This window comes from Paenibacillus sp. FSL R5-0744 (genome assembly GCF_037972555.1).
Taxonomy (GTDB): Bacteria; Bacillota; Bacilli; order Paenibacillales; family Paenibacillaceae; genus Paenibacillus_AQ.
Window position 1 is genome coordinate 3,987,162 of sequence record NZ_CP150228.1, and the last position, 17,793, is coordinate 4,004,954.

Consider the following 17,793-nt stretch of genomic DNA (forward strand, 5'->3'; position numbering starts at 1 on the left):
TTAACCATTATTATAGTAGAGTACTTTTTAGATAAGAATGGATGCAGGTTGAATTCACCATGGATTATTGATGAACTTCTCTCGATATTCGGTAGGTGAAATGCCACATTGTTTTTTGAACACTCTACTAAAATAAAAGGGGTCAGCCATTCCAACGGTTTGCGCAATTTGTTGTACAGGCGCATCACTTGTAAATAGCATTTTTTGCGCTATATTTATACGATATTTTAATAAATATTCTGCTGGTCCCATACCGACATGTGTTCTAAATACGTAAGAAAGTCGATTTCGATTAACGTTATTTTGTTCTGCAAGCGAAGCTATTGTAAAACTTTGATAATAGTTTTGATGAATATAATTAGATACCCGTTCGAATAAAGTATGTGATTCACAGCTATCTTCCTTATTAATAACGCATAATAAGGCCTCATTCAGCACTTCGCGAAACAGCATTTCAGTCTGAAACATCGAAATGCCTCCACGCTGATTATACACATGCCAAAGACGCATAATTAATTCAATAAGACGAGGAGATTGACCTGTTAATAATTCAAAATGCTGATGAGAAAAGCTTGACTCTTTTAGTTCTGAGTTACATATCCGATATTGAACAAGAATATATTCCCAATTGGTCCTACCTAACATTTTTTGATCTAGTTTCATTTTTGCACCCCCATGCACAACTTTTCCAGGCGAAAAGATATAAGGCGTGCCATTAAATTTAAATTTAATCTTTCCTGTAAGTGGAAACACAAATCCAGGAAAAGAATCTGTATAGTCAGCGTAAGGCACACCTGGATTTTCAGCATATCGATATACTCCTTCTACTTGGAAAGGAGTGTGTGCAAAATGCTCTGCTAATTGATTAACATCTATTTTCACAATGCATACCTCATTTCAATAGTAGTCTCTTATATGGATAATCATCAACAAAACTCAATCATAGTGCACCAGCTCAGAGGCATTGGCGTCGGTAAGGTGAGCATAAGGATTCACGCCTGTTTACACATTAATAATAATGATTATCATTGTCAATTAATATAGACAATGAAAATGTCGCAACTGGTTAATGCTCAAGCCATCAGGTATCCAAAAAAAAACGCTTGGAATCCCAAGCGTGTCAGTTTGTAAGCCAATTTAAAAGTCAATCCAATGCTCTAAACCTCAAAAGGTTTGGATCGCAATTTGAATAACATACTTATCCGGATCCCCTACAGCTAAATAACTAAGCAATTCATACTCATAAGCGTTTCCGGTTATGTGTAAATCATTTTCAGCAATATAAGACTTTAGCTTCTCATAGGACGCAGGTAAGGTTTCATAAGATCCCTTGTGATTCATGATCAAATATTTACCCTTTGGCTTAATATAAAGTAATTCACCGTTATGCTTTTCATTGATTTTATTACAATAATAATCCGGGTCATAGTCGCCTTCTTCCAAACTGCTTTTACAAATAATCGAACCTATCGGAAAGTCATATTCAAGATGATGTTCATCGCAATAATCGAAGATTCGATATACTTTTCGTACATGATCCTTCTCCCCCTTCTCCTTCGAGAGTCTAACCGCAATAAAATACTCTTCATCACATTCCTCGACCCAGGGTTCTCCACAATTAACATGGAGCGCACGATTCGTATTATCTATAGCCCCTTGTAAAAGCCTCTGCATTCGCTCTAACTTTTTTTGTTCATCAACCAACTGCAGCTGTTTTTGCTTAAGCATGGATAAAAAATGCAATGTGTTTTGATCTTGTATATATTCTTTGATCTCATTCAACGGCGTTCCTGTCCCTTTTAGTACGGCAATAATATCGAAGGTATAAAACTGCTTATAGGAATAATAACGATATCCGTTTTCCTTCACGATCTCCGGTTTTAATATACCAATGTCATCATAATGGAATAACGTATGCTTCGTTACCCCACATACCTTTGCGAACTCACTCGTCGTAAAGTATTGATCATAATCAATAGACATTCAAATCACTCCTCTTGACTATCGGGTTACCCTATACCTCAAAGTACAATAACGGAACACCATTACCTTGTCAAGGTAACGTTATTAGCTACTATCATCTTAGGAGGATTACCTATGTTTTCATCAAATCTATCTAAATTTCAACGCTGGATCGTGCTGGCGATTGTGTCCAGCGCACTCTTTATGATCGTCATCGACATGACCGTACTTTATTCGGTTCTACCACGACTTACGCATGATCTTGCTGCTTCTGCATCGAAAAAACTATGGATCGTAAATATTTATCCACTTGTAATGGCAGGATTATTACTCGGTCTTGGCACACTAGGCGATCGTCTTGGGCATAAAAAACTCTTCGTTATGGGACTTACTATCTTTGGGTTGGCTTCATTAATCGCCGCCTACGCGCCGACACCTCTCGTGCTTATTGCTGCGCGTACCCTACTAGCTATTGGTGCAGCCATGATGATGCCCGCAACACTCTCCATTATTCGAACTACCTTTTCGGATGAGCGTGAGCGTTCACTAGCCGTAGGTATTTGGGCATCTGTCTCCTCTGTAGGAGCAGGAATGGGTCCACTCGTTGGTGGTTTTTTACTGGAACATTTCTGGTGGGGATCTGTGTTCCTCATCAATATTCCTATAGTTATTCTTGCACTGATCTTGGCCATCTTACTAATCCCAAACCTTAAAGGGAATAAGAATAAGAAATGGGATTTCATTGGTTCTGTTCAAATCATGATTGGTCTGGTTGCCCTTGTTTATGCAGTTAAGGAGATCAGCAGACGTGAAGGTTCAATTTCCATCGCTGTGTTATCTGCCGTGATTGGTGTCGTAGCTATGATCATATTTATGCGCCATCAACGTAAGAGCCAGAATCCATTAATAGATTTTGCACTATTTAGAGACTCCCACTTTACTACTGGAGTGGCTACAGCTCTATTGTCTTGTTTTGCACTTATTGGAATGGAATTGATCGTGACTCAACGGCTCCAGCTTGTTCTTGGATATACACCGTTGGAAGCGGGCTTGTACGTTGTATTCACTTCGATAGCGTCCTTCATCTCAGGGATACTCATCGGACTTGTGTTGCATCGAGTGGACAAAGTAAAAGTACAGTGGGTCTGTCTGTTAGTGTCAGGTATAGGAATGGGCACCCTTCTACTCTTCCATGACGGAAATATATTGTTACAATTCGCAGCCTTAATGATTCTGGGTGCAGGTCTTGGGGGAGCCATGACTGCCGCCTCAAATTCAATCATGCTAAATGTCCCCGTCGAAAAAGCTGGCATGGCCGCATCTATAGAGGAAGTATCGTTCGAACTCGGCAGCGCCCTAAGTATTACACTTCTGGGCAGTCTTTCGTCATTCATCTATACAGCATCATTAGTTCTCCCTGATGAACTAACAGTCCCGCCGATCGTTCGCGACAGCCTTGACGAGGCTCTTCTAGCCGCAGAAAATATGCCTTCTGCTGTTGGATCCGCGCTCGTTGAAGCCGCACAATCAGCTTTTGATAAGTCTTTTATTGTTGTCCTTGCCACTGCCACAATCCTTCTGTTAGCTTCTGCGTTTATTATCCGTGCTGCGTCAAAACGTAAATCCTCAATCATAGAACACTAATATTAGAAAAGATGAAGCTACTGCTTCACCAAACAAGGGTGTCTCAACAGCTATGCGATAGCTGCTGGGACACCCTCGTTTATACCGCCTATATTATATTCCTTTTCGTTTCCTTGATGAATACTTCCTCACCCACACTGCCAATTCTAACCTGTGCGTATACACAAGGATCACAAAACTTCCAAACCATACCCACAAGATAGGAGCAGACCATTTACTAATGTACAAAAAAACGGAAAGAAGCAGCATTCCGCTAACCACTTGCACACCATCCGATACAGGTGAATTTCCTCTGCTTTTGAACCAACTGCTGAGCATTTTCAGCACTGCTAAAATGACTGCTAGCGCTAAAGAAGCTTTGAATCCTGTCAATGCACTCCATACCCCAAAGGTTACGGCAATTGCCTTCCCACCTTTTCCTTTAAGAAAGGGAGAGAAGGCATGACCCGCAATTGGAGCTAAGGCTAACGGAATAATGAAATACCCCTGACTATAATGACTTCCCATTACCCATAGAAGAGGTAGATACCCTTTTAAAAAATCCAATATAATCCCCAAGATGCCGAATTTATAGCCTGACGACTTCCATAGATTCAAAGCCCCTGGATTACCGTCGCCAATGTTTTTCAGGTTCTTTTTAACGCGCTAGACCAAGCCAATAGGAAAACATAAGAGATCCCGACAAAAATAAACCCGCGACCCACAATATGATCATTAGTCCCTATGGCCTCCCACCTGGATATGCCTTCCTTTCCAGCTTACATGCCTCAGAAAAACAACCTGATAAATCGAATACAGCATGATCAAGATAAAGAAAACAGTTGCTACCACGTGAAATACAGGAATAACGATGCCAAATACACCTACATATTTTATAAAATAAAAGAGCTGGAACATATAAAGGAGATAACCGATCAATAAAGGCATAAACCATGAAGTATTCGCAAAAATAAACACGGTTTCTGAGATGATGAGTCCGATCACCCAAAGCGCGATTGGAATAATTGTTCGCGGACTTATCGTTGAAGTGCTTAAGACAGCCCCTTTACTGAACCCTTCAATTTCACTTTTGATTCCCTTCGGATACATGCGAAACGATACTAAGCCATACCCGATATAATTGGTGATCGGAACACCTGCCGCAATAAATTTCTCTCCTAAAGACAAATCATCCAGCACTTCAGATCTAATGCTTTGATGGCCATTAACTTTTTCATAATCCTGCCTTAATGCTAGAATACACGAGCCGTACAGCCCTTTTTTCGCGTTGTTCCTTTCAAAGATCGAGGTGAACGTGAAGATCCCCAGCATATTCATGATTAGGGCGAGCTTCTCAAACAGCTTTTCTGTATGATGAAAAGGAACTACCGAAATGACGCCTTTCGATAGCTCCCTTGCTTTTAATAATGAAGCCAAGGCGTTAGGCTTTAATCGAATATCCGCATCCAAAAAAGCAAAAATATCGCCCGAGGCCTGTAAATATCCATTCCATACTGCCCAGCTCTTACCCGTCCACCCCTCAGGGAGACTGCTGTTGGCAATAACCTTAACTCCATAGCTCTCAGCAATTTCTTTGGTCCGATCCTCCGAGAAGTCATCTACAACAATAATTTCATAGGGTGTAATGGTCTGAGACTGAAGTGAATCGAGCAAAAAGCGCAAATTATATTCTTCATTCCTTGCGGGAATGATGATGGACAATTTCTCCGGTCCTTGAATAGGCTCGTGATAAGTGGTCAAAGTATTCTTTCTGAACAAAATAAAACCGGAGAGACATCCAACGCCTATAACCATTAACAACCACATTACGGTTCCCCCCCTTCTACATCTATATATATGAAGGGTTAGTCCGTAATATATTCAATTCAAATTTAACCTACATTTACTTTAGCTGAGTATTTATTAAGCTTTTCTGTACATAAAAGCATGACGATAGCGAAAAAAACGATCATCGCAGGAAAAATACCCAACGTAAAATTCGAGGCCAGTAAACCGATAAATGGCGGTACCAGCGTGGTACCAGTATAAGCTGTTGCCATCTGAAAGCCCATAATTGACTGAGCATGCTTCTTCCCGAATCGTACAGGGGTTTCATGTAGCATACATGGGAAAATAGGGGCTAAACCCAGACCGATAATCATAAACCCTACCAGCGAAACTATCGTTGGAAGCGGTAGTACTAAGAGCACTGTACCGATTAAAGCAATGAGCTGGCCATATCGTATTAGCTGTTTATTACTCATTCTAAACGTAATGAAGCCCGTCACCATTCTGCCGAAGGTAATCCCTAGATAAAATACCGATACCCATGTCGCTGCAGTGGATGCAGGGATGTCTTTGATATTTACTAGAAAGCTACTCCCCCATAACCCCATACTCGTTTCGATGGCAGAATAAAATAAGAAGGTTAACATCGCAAGCTTAACCCCTCTTAGTTTCCAAGGTTTTGTGTTCTCAGCAGCTTGCTCTAGCTCCGGATGATTGAGCTCATGTTCGCTATCAGCGTTCAGGTTGCTATTGTTTCCAGCCACTCTATCCCATAAAGGCAGCGTAACGAAGAGAATTACAACTAAGCTCAATTGAATATAAGCAACCGTAAGATAACCTTCTCGCCAAAGACCTTCACCAGAGATAAAAGAACCCATAATAATCGGACCCAGCGTCGCGCCCACTCCCCAGAAACAATGTAACCAGCTCATATGATGGGCTTTATAGTGCGTAGCAACATAACTGTTTAATCCGGCATCTACAGATCCCGCACCTAAACCGAGTGGAATCGCAGCAACAATTAGCCATACTAACGAAGGTGACCATGCAAAACCAAATAAAGCTACAGCCGTCATAATACAGCTTACAAGGGTCACTTTCCCCGTACCAAAACGTTTAAGGATTGTACCACTCATCAAACTGGAGACAATTGTGCCTACTGCAATAACCATCGAAAGGATACCAGCAGTACCTAATGAGGCATTTAGATCTAATCTCATTACCGGCCATGCGGATCCAAGCAATGAATCTGGCAGTCCTAAACTAATAAATGCTAAATAAATAATAATAAGAAAAAAAGTAGCCATCGTTATCTCCTTAAGGGTTCTAATCTATTTGTTGTGAAACTAATAAACCTAATCCAAGACTTTGTAATCCATTCAGATAATCACGCTTCAAGTCACTTACCGCTAATTCCGGAAGATGTTCCTTAGGAACGTATGTAGCAGTTCGATCGGCGATTTGATTAAGCATAGCTGGAGCTAATTCATCCTCACAAAAAATAATATAATGCGGATTCAAAATAGAGGTCATAGTAGCCACTAACCGACTAATCGCATCTACTTTATGATCCGGCTGCATGCTTGATCCACCCTGATCTCCAGTTAATGCTTCTATGAAATTTCTATTGTCATACTGGGGCATGTATTGAACTTCCCCTGAAAAAAACGTCTTTCCCCGAACAATTTCACCATTAACGGCTATCCCAGCTCCCGGTCCGTTTTTCCCTAAATACAGATACATCAAAGAAATATTCTCCTTCAAATTTTTTTGCGCCATATAACCGATTACAGCGGCATTCATATCATTTTCCACGATTGTCGGGATAAAGAGCTGATCTTCTATACATCTTTTCAAATCTAGATTCTGATATTTCGCATAACCTGGGATCAGAAAAATCTTCCCCTGTTTCACCGCGCCTGGAACACCAATCGCTACAGATTGAATCTTAGGATTAGCCTTTTTTTCACCTTCGATAAGCGAGACCAGTGTACTAACGTCTTCCTCAAGAATACTAGGTAAATTCCCTTCTTTTACAACATCGCCAATGCAATTATAGATCGTATAGTTTGTTTCATTTTTTTCCAAAAAAATAGCCATCCCTAATCGGTAATTCGGATTATAGGCGTATCTTATTGCCCTTCTTCCGCCACTAGACTCATCAAGGCCAATGATCGTTACTTCCCCAGTCTCTTCCATCTGCATTAGAAATTTACTGATCGTTGGAAAACTGTATTGTAATCTTTGACTTAACTCCGCCTTCGTAGCCCTTCCTAATTCTAATAATGCTGTTCGAATATTTCGAATAATTTCAGATTTGAGTTGCTGTGAAGGAAGTCTTTTATCACTTGACATGGCTATCCCACCTATAGTCATACTGACTTATTAAATGCATTTAATAAGTCAGTATGACTATAGCAGGAATACTTCTTAACGACAACATAATTTTTGGATGCTGCCCTTTCTGAAACTCTAGCATGAATAAAGGGGCATGAAGCCCCCCCCTAATTATCAACAAATTCAAAGCCTTTGCAGGATTCGTTCCCATCTTTCAGGATGGCTTTCATCCAAGTACACAGGCTGAAATCCTAATTTCAAATAAATGCGGATGGCGGGCAGTCTGAAATCATCGGTTTCTAAACATGCCGCCGTTCCCCCTGAATCTCTTATTTTGTGCAAGACAGCTAGACTCACAGCATAGCCGAGACCTTTACCAGAATATTCTGGAAGCACTCCAACCATATGCAAGTACCAGTTCTTATTGTCCTCACTACCCGACTCCCAGGCCGTAGCAGTAGCTACAGGTTGATCCCCGCGGCAAATGAACAACAAGCGATCCGAATACAAAGGTACATGATCACTGATTTTATGAGCAAATTTAACTTCCCTTGTAAAAGAATGGCGTATAAGCTCTTCCCAGTTCCGTTCATCATCCGGCTCGAAATGACGAATTAGATACCCGGTAGGACAGTGAAAAACAGGCAAGTCGGACAGCATTTCTTTTTTCATCACAAGTTTGGAAAGGGCCTGATCCACCATCAATTCCTCACTCTCGTTCTAAAATCAGGAAAGGCTATTGCTTTCCCACCATTCTCTACAGATTCCATAGACAAAGTAAACACAGAGCTCCAAGTAACGGCATCATATACGTCCACCGAAGGGGTTCGATCCTCCTGAATGGCAGAAATAAATTCTTCAAGCACCATAAAATCGCCTCCGCCATGTTTCGTCCCAGCGGCATATTCGCCCCATTTCATCCATGTCGGGTGATCATAGAGTGGTTGATAACTGCTTAAAGGCTCCCACATTTCCTCTCCATCCGCTATATTTTTGGGCGAGAGATTCTTGAACCAGATCAAATCCTCTTCGTACTGATGGCGGCCCGTAATATACGCTCCCTCAGTTCCTTGCAGTAAATAATGAGTTTTATTATGCGGTCTAACGGAGGACCAGTCTACACGCAGTTCAATCAGTACACCCTTTTCCGTTTGAATGACCGCAACCGCGCTATCCCCTTGCCGCCAGAATCCCTCCCGTGCTGCTGGGTGATCTTTTCCATAATGCTCTCCGAAATAATATTGTAAGGATCTAGATTTGGAAACAAAAGACGAGACGCTTTTTAATCGATCGCCCTCAGGCTTATTGAGGTTAATCCATTGCGCAACTGGACCAATAGAATGTGTTGGATAATTGATCCCGTTATACTGCTGATGTAATTGCCCCCGCCAAGTCAGAGAACCATCCGGATGATGAGTCAAATGACGTAAATCATGGATATATCCGCCTTCCAGATAAGTAATTTCACCGAACATGCCTTGATCCGCCATATGTTTAATCGTCAGATTTGAGCGCGAGAAGCAGTAATTTTCAGACATCATATATTTTAGTCCAGTTTGTTCAACAGTTTCGATAAGCTCCCAAGCTTCCTCTAAAGATTGGATCGAAATCACTTCGCTTAGGACATGCTTACCCGCTTTTAAAGCATCAATAGATTGTCTGGCATGCAAATGCATGGGGCTTAAGATAAACACCGCATCTATCGCCGAATCTTTTAACATTTCATGATAATCCCGATACGTTCGGATTTCTGGGAATTTCTCTTTCCATTGGTTAAGCACCCACTCATTCAAGTCACAAGTGGCGGTCAGATGTATCCGATCCGATAGAGAGTACAGTGCATTCATAAAACTGGCTCCGCGATTTCCACCTACGATCGCTAATCTTACTGGCTGACGATTCATTGCTGGTCCACCTGCTTTCTATCCATTTGAAGTCGATTGATGATTAGCTCCTGATCTCTCGTCTCCCCTTCAGCCTGCGGATATTTTTCATAATCAAAAATGCTGAAGGTAAATAATGAAGACCATTTACTCAATTGCTCGCTTGCCAGATTCACCATCTCTAACCTGATTTCATCTTCAAGCACAGTAAGGATTCGAGCAGCAGGAATATCCAGGATGGAGGCTGTTTGAATGAAATTCCAGTTTTCTTTTCTGACGATAGAATGCACATGATTATGCCCGTTGAAATAGAAACCCACACCTTGCCATTGCTTCAATATCGGCCAAATATCTAAGCTGGGATCCAGTGACATCATTGGCTCAGTTGATCTAGCCGTCGTATTATACAAGGGATGATGACCGAAGACGAATAAAGGCTTTTCCGATTTCCGCTTCATTTGTGCTTCGAGCCAAGTCAGCTGTTCATCATCAAGTGTTCCGCTCCAATCTTCACGATTTTCCCGTGCGGTATCCAGCAATATAATGATTGCATTCGTCTCTTCAATCACACTGTATCGCTGCTGCCGGGTGACGGAAAGGATTTCTTCCTTAGGATAAGTGTACGTATCATGATTACCAAGAACATGTAGAAAACGTCTAGAATGCTTGCTGTCCTTAATCTTACCCATGATATAATTAAATTCGCTAAATTCTCCTGCATGCACCATATCTCCCACGGAAATATGATAATCGGCTGGGATGGACAAAAATAGATTCATAAATTGCTCGTAAAAAGCATCTCGTGCCTCTTTAATCAAAACCTTGTTGTTTAACAATTCGTCCGGGTAATGTAAGTCCCCAATAATCGCCAGCCTCATAAATGCCTCCTCCTAACCTTTAATGCCAGAGCTCATAAAACTACCTATCACTTGCCGCTGAAACAATAAAAATCCAATCATTAAGGGTGCCGACACAATCAATGTAGCCGCACAAACATCGGACCATTGTGCACCCGACTCTGTGGCTTTTGCGAACATCGCCAAGCCTACAGTTAATAAGCGATTCTCCTCAGAATTGGTTACAATAAGGGGCCACAAGAAATCATTCCAATGAAAGCTGACCGACACGATCGCAAAGGACACATAAATCGGGCGTGACAGTGGGACATAGATTCTTGAAAGAATATGCAGGCGTGAGGCGCCTTCCACCCGGGCAGCTTCATCCAGCTCATAGGGTAATTGCTTGAAGGATTGCCTTAACAGAAACACTCCAAAGGAGGAGGCAAAGTAAGGTAGCATAATCCCCAGCTTGGTATCCAGCAGACCCATTTCGTTCAACACCTGATAGTTGGAAAAGATAAGTACATCTGGCGGCACCATAATTTGCACCAAAAATAACATGAATAACAGATCTTTCAAGGCGAATCGTACCCGTGCAAACGCATAAGCAGCCATCGTCATTGTAACGAGTTGCACAGCAAGCACAACACCGCACACAAGCAATGTATTCATTAAAAATCGTCCAAAAGGCGCTCCATTCCAGACATGAATCAAATTCTCAAACGTGAAGTCCCAAGACCATCCCTCATCAATAGCGACGTCTTTGGGTAGAAAAGCCGTTCTGACCACCCATAGGAAGGGAATGATCCAGGCCGCGGCAAACGTAAATCCAACCGCATGCCACAGTATCTGCCCGATTCGGCGCTTCGTTCTTTCGGAGTTCAGCATGCGCTCCTCTTCTAAAGCTTTGCGTGTATTCTGCCTTAATACTAAGGGCAGCTTTAGTGGATTATCCTCCATGGATTCCACCTCCTATTCATAATGGATTTTCCGATCCCAGCCAAAAAACTGCAAAGAGGAAATCAGGAGCAGTAGCACGATCATGACCACCGTCATCGATGCGGCCATCCCTTGATCGTAGAAATTAAAGGTGGACTCGTAGATATAATAAAGCAGCAGGTTACTTGCATTATTCGGACCGCCTTTTGTCATAATCCAGAGATGGTCTACCAGCTTAAAAGAATTGGTTATCGCCACAACAGCCACGAACAACGTAGTCGGCATCGTGAGCGGAATTGTGATTCTGCGGATGGAAGTGAATGTACCGACTCCACTTACTGCAGCCGCTTCATATAAATCCTTGGGAATCTGCTGCATTCCTGCTAAATAAAAAATCATAAAATATCCGGCTTCTTTCCAAATCATCATGATGACTAATGCGCCCATCACCGTATCAGGTGTTCCCAGCAAATTCACAGGCTGATCCGCAATCCATGAAGCCAGTCTGGCAAAGAGCCCAAAATGAGGGGTATACAGAAACAACCAGATGTTCGCCACAGCGATCATCGGGATCATATTCGGATAGAAAAATGAAAGACGTGCCAGTCCCCGCCCTTTTATCGCCTTGTCGGCAAACAGTGCCATCAAGAAAGCCAAAGCTAATGAAGTGGGTACTGTGCCAATGGCGAACCATATATTGTTACTGAACACCTTCATAAAGACATTGTCGTGCAATAGATTAGCGTAATTGTCAAAACCGACGAACAAAGGCTCAGGAGTCGCCAAATTTTTCTCGTAAAAGCTAAGCCAGAACGATTTAAACATAGGGTAATAAGTAAACAAGCAAAGAAAGAGCAGCGAAGGCAACACTAGTCCCCAGCCAAATCCGTTTCGTCTAAGCCTCTCACTCCATCCGGCATTCATACCATTCAATCCTTCCTTGATTAAGGTTTCTACGATTAATGAATATAGTAATGACGCCAGAACAAGCTATCGAGCCGTCCTGGCGTATTCCATACCTCAAAGCTTACTTATTGAAGGGAGCAAGTGCCTGTTCTGCTTCTGCTTGAGCCTTTTTAAGTGCACCTGCTGCATCAATCTCTCCTGCCAATGCCGCTTGAATCTGGTTCGTAATTGCCGTCGATACTTTACCATGATTATGAGTGGACAATTCCCGGAACGCATATTCCAATTGATCTCTCGCTACCAATGCTTGCGGGAAATCCGCCGTATACTTCTTCATAGCATCTGTATCATATGCAGATTTTCTTACGCCAACATAACCGGATGAGCTGCTAAAGAGGGCAGCTTGTTCTGAAGCCGTCATATATTTGGCAAATTCCCAAGCCGCAGCTTGTTTTTCAGGAGATGTGTCCTTGAAAATATACAGGTTACCTCCCCCAGTAGGTGATCCAAATTGCTTTTGTGCGGGAGGGAACGCTACGCCGAATTCGAACTTCGCGTTATTTTTTACATTGGTTAAGTTGCCGCTTGTATGCAGCATCATGGCTGTTTTGCCTTGAATGAAGTCTGTCGGAACGGTCGCCCAATCAATAACACCTTCGGGCATCGCCTTATATTTATGGGACAAATCTAACCAGAATTGCAATGCCTCCACATTTTCCGGCGTATCGAACATCGCTTTTTTGCCATCGGAGGACATTATGTTTTGCTTCGGATCGGAAGCATTTTGCCTTGCAAGCATTTGAAACATCCAATACGAATCATCATTGCCCGGAATTTCCAGCCCCACGTGACCGTCTTTGTTCAGCTTCTTAGCATAGGTTACAAGCTCATCCCATGTAGTGGGTGGTTTCTCTGGATCAAGTCCTGCGGCTTTGAACATTTCTTTGTTGTAGTACATAACAATCGTGCTTCGCTGAAAAGGCAGGCTGTACGTTTTACCTTCAGACTGTGTATCCTCTACAAAGGCGGGATAAAAATCAGCCATCTGTATATCCGTGTCCTTTGCAATAAAATCATCCAGCGGAATGATTGCATTCATATCGAGCATACTGTACAGCTCTGTTGACATCATGACCGCGACATCCGGTGGCTGTTTGGCCTGTACACCCGCTTGAATTTTCACGGTATTGTCACCGTAATTACCTGTGTACACGGGATTAACCTTAATTTCCGGGTGCTGCTCCATGAATGCACTAGCCATCCCATCGATTACTTTTGTAAGGGGACCACCAACATTAACCGGATAATAAAATGTAATCTCCACCGGCTTAGCGGCTGGAGTCTCTGTGGATTCCGGAGTTGCAGCGATTGCTGTGGGTTGAGCGGTATTTTCTTTGGCTTCAGCCGTACTGTTATTAGATTGTCCGCAGCCCGCTACTGCCAGCATTGAGACGGATAGCAGTGTTAGAATAGTTTTGGTTTGCTTTAGCATTTCTGTTAGCCCCTTTTTTCGCTTGGATTTGAATTAAAATGCATAATGGCGAAAGTTCACACTAATGCGATTCGAGCCTACATCAAGAATATGGAGCTGTGCACCATCAGCGGTAGGCAATACAGCAATTCCTTGGGCTTCAGTACCACTAGGCAGATTGCGATCAAAGGCAACAGATACGTTTCCAGTCTCCGGATCAATCTGATAAACCGTTTGGGTTGCGTTATCCGTAGAAGCATACAGAACACCGTTGTACATTTCGGCACCTTGAATTCGATCAATACTTTGGGAAAGTGGAATGGTTGTGATCACATGCATATCGTCAAGACTTAGTACATTCAAGACGCTTGCATTACTCCACTGAGCTGTGTAGACCTGACCGCGAGCGGCATCAACGGCTACCCAAGGCACACCGCCAATATGCAGATTCAACGGTAAAGCATAGGATGTACCCGTATATTTCAAAGTGTTCACATCATAGAGGGCGATGTAAGGATGCTGATAGTTTTTGCCGTCTTCAATAGGAGCGTATATTTTACCGTTATAGTAGGAAATATCACCGATATGGTCTCCACCTTGGGAGGCAATCTCCAGTGGAATAGCCAATTCATTCCGTGCTTTTACGGATTTTCCATCAAGTCCAGTCCGTAAGAGCCCATACGAGGAATTAAAGATCCATGAATTCCCGTCCGTAGCCACCCCTTGTCCCCGTTCCAGGGCATCAAGTAACCAGAAGGTTTGCTTAGATACTTCATGCCAAGTTCCAGCAGTTGTAGCTGAAGTCGACGTTGACTCTGCACTGATTTCTACCTCAGTGTTTACTAGGTTATCCGGTCCGACTGGTGTGGCAGATGCTACTAAAGATAAAGAACTGGTCGTAAGTACCCCCGCGCAAATCAGACTGAATAATCTCTTTAATCTCATGTTTTCTCTCCTCCTAATAAGGTTGTAGTTCGGCATTTGTGCGCCTTACTTCAACCTTATTATAGGAGCTGGCAACAGCTCTCTAATTGAACAAAACACTTCTTTCCTTGAACAAAACTCTCATTTGCAAAAATAAAATCAATAAATCATATGATTAGGTTTGGAGGAGCTTTGATTCGCATACAGCTTTGGGGTTAGGCCGGTTTCTCGTTTGAATAATCTAGTAAAATGACCTTGATCGGCAAAACCAACCTGAGATGCAATTTCCTTCAAACCAATTTTTCCGGAACGAATAAGAAATTTAGAACGTTCGATTCTCAGGCGAATTAAATAATTATGGGGAGTATATCCTGTCTGTTGTTTAAAAATCCGAATAAAATGCGACTGGCTCATATTAGCCATGCCAGCGAGATCATTCAGTTGAATCTCATCTTCTAAACGCTCACGCATAAATTGAATGACCTGAAATATTTCTTGATTGGCTGGCGTTTTTCGGTTTGAATGCTGGGGAATCACTGAAGAATAGTGTTGTAACAAGTGAATAATTAACATGTTGGATAAAGAGTCGCTATATATTTTCCCTTTGGCACCGCCATTCTGTAATTCCTCCAGCATCCAAAGCCCTAATTGCAGTAGCTTGGAATCCTTGACATGAAATTTGCGGTCCAACTGGATATGGCCTTCCTTTAGATAACCAGATTCACGAGCAATCTCTTCGAGTACCGCTGGCGTAATTTCTATTTTCAAAAAATAGAGCGAGGTTCTGCCCCAAGGGCAAAGAAGGCTCTCATTACAGGGGGTAATATGAATGGTGTAGTAATTTTCGTAGTAGGCTGTGCAGTGAATTCCTATTAAATATTTAGACTCCGAGGATGGGGTGAAAGCTTGCTGCGGGCTATACCATTGCGAAACCTGAAGCTTATCCCAACCAAAAGTATCACTTGCAAGGACAGGCTGAGCAGCTGCAAAGGACGACTCTTCCATTTCTTTCATATTCATCCCCCTTTTCCCTTCAATATAGCAAGCCAGTATACGCTCCGCGTTAATGAGCTGTAAAAGCTATATTAATTTCCCCTTAGTATTCAAAAGGTTATTTACGTCAGAACAGCAAAAAAGAGGGGTTACTCCCCCTCTTTAATATTTTACATATTCTATTTCTGTAACTCTAAGTCTGAGTATCTATTCTAATTTAAACTGATTTACTAAAGCACGCATCTCATTTGAACCCTCTTGGAGCTTGCGAGCAGATGCAGCAATTTCCTCCATAGATGCAAGCTGCTCCAGAGTGGCAGCAGATACAGTTTGTGCAGCCGAAGCTGAGTGCAATGAAACCTGCTCGACCTCCATCACCGCAGCTGATATTTGTTCGGAGCCCGTGTACATCTGTTGTGCAGCGGTCGAGGATTGCTCCACCTGATCTACAATGGTCCGGGTGGCCTGCAAAATGCGTTCAAATGCTTTACCCGTATCATCAATCGCTTGAACTCCTGCTGCGACTTCATTTTGGCCTTTACTCATCGAATGATGGGCATGACCTATACTCGTAATAATTTCTTCGACCATGACTGAAACCCTTTCAGCTGCTTCACTTGTTTGTCCTGCCAGCTTACGGACTTCACTAGCTACCACTGCAAATCCTCTACCTTGTTCTCCTGATCGAGCAGCTTCAATTGCTGCATTAAGCGCTAATAGATTCGTTTGCTCAGATATTCCTTTAATAGTACTGACGATGGTGCCTATTTGTTGAGACTGGTCATTTAAACTAGTAACGGTGATTCCTAAATCAACAACAGTATTACTTACTGCGTTCATTTGTTCGGAAGAGTTAATGATAAGGCTGTTTCCTTTATCAGCCTCTTCCAGTGTTTGCATGGACAGCTGATAGGCATGTGTAGAGGCTTCAGCTACTCGCTGAATCTCTTTTACCATCTCCTCCATCGATTGGGAAGTCTCCTGCGTTGAGGAAGCTTGTTTCTCACTATTGTTCGCCACTTCAGTCATTGAGGATGAAGTCTGAACAAGTGCCGCTGTGGTTTCACCTAACGTTGAAGACAACTGTTTGGAGGAAGAAGCTAATAACTCCGAGCTTATAGTTAAATTCCCAACTAACTCCCGAATATTACCCGATAATTGATTAAAGCTGATTCCGAGCTGTCCGATCTCATCCCGATTGCGCACAGTCAATGATTTACCGCTTAGATCCCCTTGAGCGATCCGTTCAGCTTCACGGGCTATGCGTACAATCGGTCTTGAAATATGTTGTGCAAATATGTATATTACAGCGATTCCGATGACAACGCATACAATCAATGTAGTAATAATTCCCTTTAGAATGGTTTGTTGCCCGGTATTATAGTCTTGCATATAAGAGCCTGCTGCTACGACCCAGCCCCAAGAGGGCGATAGTTTAGCATAAGATATTTTCAACGCTTCTTCTCCTACAGCGTTTCCAGTACCATCCGATTTAGGTAGCGGCCATTTATAGTAAGTAGCTCCACCACCGTTCTGTGCTGCTTTAATCAAATCCTGTATGTAAAAAGTACCGTTTGAGGTTTGTTTATCCCAAATATTGTCTCCCTCTAGTTTGGGATGAGCAAGCAGTTCCCCCTTGTTATCTAATATAAAGAAATAGCCGTTTGGTCCCAAATCAATTGATTGATTAATAGGCCGAGTACCATCCTCATTTTTGTTTCCAAGTAGTAAGGTCCGTACTTGCTCTTGGGCTTCCACTTCAGTCAACTGTCCCAATTGAACGGAATTTTCCAAATTCTCAATTAAGGCGACAGCCAGGTTTACGCTTGAACTCAGTTTACTCTCAATGAGCTGATTCGTTTCTTTGACTGAAATCTGATAAATAACTGCTCCTAATATTCCGATGGGAAGAATTAGTAGCGTGAGTGACATCATGAGCAGTTTTTTCCGAATTGTTAGTCGCAACCTTGTACGTGTAACTTTTACCATATACACCGCTCCGCATCCTATTAGAATTAATTACAAATTAATACTATAGTACTAGTTTTGGGAATATAAATCAAAAAAAGAAATTCATAATTTAACAAAAAAAGCAAACGCCCCCCCTAATAAGAGGTCCGTTTGCCAT

At 42.3% G+C, this 17,793-nt stretch carries 16 protein-coding genes; 1 reads left to right on the forward strand and 15 read right to left on the reverse strand.

Annotation, left to right across the window (positions count from 1 at the left end):
- Positions 1 to 54 precede the first annotated feature (54 nt).
- Positions 55 to 882, reverse strand: coding sequence for an AraC family transcriptional regulator (locus MKY19_RS17490; protein WP_339796419.1), 828 nt, complete (start codon positions 880 to 882; stop codon positions 55 to 57).
- Positions 883 to 1,164: 282 nt separating this feature from the next.
- Positions 1,165 to 1,983, reverse strand: coding sequence for a MerR family transcriptional regulator (locus tag MKY19_RS17495; RefSeq protein WP_339265316.1), 819 nt, complete (start codon positions 1,981 to 1,983; stop codon positions 1,165 to 1,167).
- A 114-nt stretch (positions 1,984 to 2,097) separates the two neighbouring features.
- Here MKY19_RS17495 and MKY19_RS17500 point away from each other — a divergent pair, with 114 nt between their 5' ends.
- Positions 2,098 to 3,606 (forward strand): MFS transporter, encoded by a 1,509-nt coding sequence (locus MKY19_RS17500; protein ID WP_339796421.1) that lies wholly within the window; start codon positions 2,098 to 2,100, stop codon positions 3,604 to 3,606.
- 93 nt (positions 3,607 to 3,699) lie between these two features.
- Here MKY19_RS17500 and MKY19_RS17505 read toward each other — a convergent pair whose 3' ends face one another.
- The 13 genes from MKY19_RS17505 to MKY19_RS17565 form a co-directional block, all read right to left on the reverse strand.
- Positions 3,700 to 4,203, reverse strand: a complete 504-nt coding sequence (locus tag MKY19_RS17505) for a glycerol-3-phosphate acyltransferase (protein WP_339796424.1) — start codon at positions 4,201 to 4,203, stop codon at positions 3,700 to 3,702.
- 117 nt (positions 4,204 to 4,320) lie between these two features.
- Positions 4,321 to 5,412: a glycosyltransferase family 2 protein gene (locus MKY19_RS17510; protein ID WP_339796427.1), complete on the reverse strand. Its 1,092-nt coding sequence runs from the start codon at positions 5,410 to 5,412 to the stop codon at positions 4,321 to 4,323.
- 65 nt (positions 5,413 to 5,477) lie between these two features.
- Positions 5,478 to 6,680, reverse strand: a complete 1,203-nt coding sequence (locus MKY19_RS17515) for an MFS transporter (protein ID WP_042189135.1) — start codon at positions 6,678 to 6,680, stop codon at positions 5,478 to 5,480.
- Between the two features lie 19 nt (positions 6,681 to 6,699).
- Positions 6,700 to 7,749, reverse strand: coding sequence for an ROK family protein (locus MKY19_RS17520; protein ID WP_339796430.1), 1,050 nt, complete (start codon positions 7,747 to 7,749; stop codon positions 6,700 to 6,702).
- A gap of 144 nt (positions 7,750 to 7,893) precedes the next feature.
- On the reverse strand, positions 7,894 to 8,382 hold the full coding sequence (locus MKY19_RS17525) for a GNAT family N-acetyltransferase (protein WP_339271696.1): 489 nt from the start codon (positions 8,380 to 8,382) through the stop codon (positions 7,894 to 7,896).
- Between the two features lie 29 nt (positions 8,383 to 8,411).
- Positions 8,412 to 9,614 carry a Gfo/Idh/MocA family oxidoreductase gene (locus MKY19_RS17530; protein WP_076118940.1) on the reverse strand — a complete coding sequence of 401 codons (1,203 nt, stop codon included), beginning with the start codon at positions 9,612 to 9,614 and terminating at the stop codon, positions 8,412 to 8,414.
- Positions 9,611 to 10,471 (reverse strand): metallophosphoesterase family protein, encoded by an 861-nt coding sequence (locus tag MKY19_RS17535; protein ID WP_339796435.1) that lies wholly within the window; start codon positions 10,469 to 10,471, stop codon positions 9,611 to 9,613. Before MKY19_RS17535 ends, MKY19_RS17530 begins: the two co-directional genes overlap by 4 nt.
- A gap of 12 nt (positions 10,472 to 10,483) precedes the next feature.
- Positions 10,484 to 11,320, reverse strand: a complete 837-nt coding sequence (locus tag MKY19_RS17540) for a carbohydrate ABC transporter permease (RefSeq protein ID WP_339804376.1) — start codon at positions 11,318 to 11,320, stop codon at positions 10,484 to 10,486.
- An 84-nt stretch (positions 11,321 to 11,404) separates the two neighbouring features.
- Positions 11,405 to 12,295: a sugar ABC transporter permease gene (locus MKY19_RS17545; RefSeq protein ID WP_042189146.1), complete on the reverse strand. Its 891-nt coding sequence runs from the start codon at positions 12,293 to 12,295 to the stop codon at positions 11,405 to 11,407.
- A 103-nt stretch (positions 12,296 to 12,398) separates the two neighbouring features.
- On the reverse strand, positions 12,399 to 13,769 hold the full coding sequence (locus tag MKY19_RS17550) for an ABC transporter substrate-binding protein (RefSeq protein ID WP_339796440.1): 1,371 nt from the start codon (positions 13,767 to 13,769) through the stop codon (positions 12,399 to 12,401).
- 33 nt (positions 13,770 to 13,802) lie between these two features.
- Positions 13,803 to 14,693 (reverse strand): hypothetical protein, encoded by an 891-nt coding sequence (locus MKY19_RS17555; protein WP_076300873.1) that lies wholly within the window; start codon positions 14,691 to 14,693, stop codon positions 13,803 to 13,805.
- A gap of 138 nt (positions 14,694 to 14,831) precedes the next feature.
- A complete protein-coding gene (locus tag MKY19_RS17560) occupies positions 14,832 to 15,686 on the reverse strand; it encodes an AraC family transcriptional regulator (protein ID WP_339796445.1) in 855 nt (284 codons plus the stop codon).
- A gap of 186 nt (positions 15,687 to 15,872) precedes the next feature.
- The gene (locus MKY19_RS17565; RefSeq protein ID WP_339796448.1) at positions 15,873 to 17,654 is read right to left on the reverse strand and encodes a methyl-accepting chemotaxis protein; all 1,782 of its coding nucleotides are present in this window, start codon (positions 17,652 to 17,654) and stop codon (positions 15,873 to 15,875) included.
- Between the last annotated feature and the right edge of the window lie 139 nt (positions 17,655 to 17,793).

Bases quoted from the DNA above. Each gene is read 5' to 3' on its own strand.
- MKY19_RS17495 (WP_339265316.1), bottom strand. From the start codon at position 1,983: ATGTCTATTGATTATGATCAATACTTTACGACGAGTGAGTTCGCAAAG.
- MKY19_RS17500 (WP_339796421.1), top strand. From the start codon at position 2,098: ATGTTTTCATCAAATCTATCTAAATTTCAACGCTGGATCGTGCTGGCG.
- MKY19_RS17510 (WP_339796427.1), bottom strand. From the start codon at position 5,412: ATGTGGTTGTTAATGGTTATAGGCGTTGGATGTCTCTCCGGTTTTATT.
- MKY19_RS17515 (WP_042189135.1), bottom strand. From the start codon at position 6,680: ATGGCTACTTTTTTTCTTATTATTATTTATTTAGCATTTATTAGTTTA.
- MKY19_RS17520 (WP_339796430.1), bottom strand. From the start codon at position 7,749: ATGACTATAGGTGGGATAGCCATGTCAAGTGATAAAAGACTTCCTTCA.
- MKY19_RS17525 (WP_339271696.1), bottom strand. From the start codon at position 8,382: ATGAAAAAAGAAATGCTGTCCGACTTGCCTGTTTTTCACTGTCCTACC.
- MKY19_RS17530 (WP_076118940.1), bottom strand. From the start codon at position 9,614: ATGAATCGTCAGCCAGTAAGATTAGCGATCGTAGGTGGAAATCGCGGA.
- MKY19_RS17535 (WP_339796435.1), bottom strand. From the start codon at position 10,471: ATGAGGCTGGCGATTATTGGGGACTTACATTACCCGGACGAATTGTTA.
- MKY19_RS17540 (WP_339804376.1), bottom strand. From the start codon at position 11,320: ATGCTGAACTCCGAAAGAACGAAGCGCCGAATCGGGCAGATACTGTGG.
- MKY19_RS17545 (WP_042189146.1), bottom strand. From the start codon at position 12,295: ATGAATGCCGGATGGAGTGAGAGGCTTAGACGAAACGGATTTGGCTGG.
- MKY19_RS17550 (WP_339796440.1), bottom strand. From the start codon at position 13,769: ATGCTAAAGCAAACCAAAACTATTCTAACACTGCTATCCGTCTCAATG.
- MKY19_RS17555 (WP_076300873.1), bottom strand. From the start codon at position 14,693: ATGAGATTAAAGAGATTATTCAGTCTGATTTGCGCGGGGGTACTTACG.
- MKY19_RS17560 (WP_339796445.1), bottom strand. From the start codon at position 15,686: ATGAAAGAAATGGAAGAGTCGTCCTTTGCAGCTGCTCAGCCTGTCCTT.
- MKY19_RS17565 (WP_339796448.1), bottom strand. From the start codon at position 17,654: ATGGTAAAAGTTACACGTACAAGGTTGCGACTAACAATTCGGAAAAAA.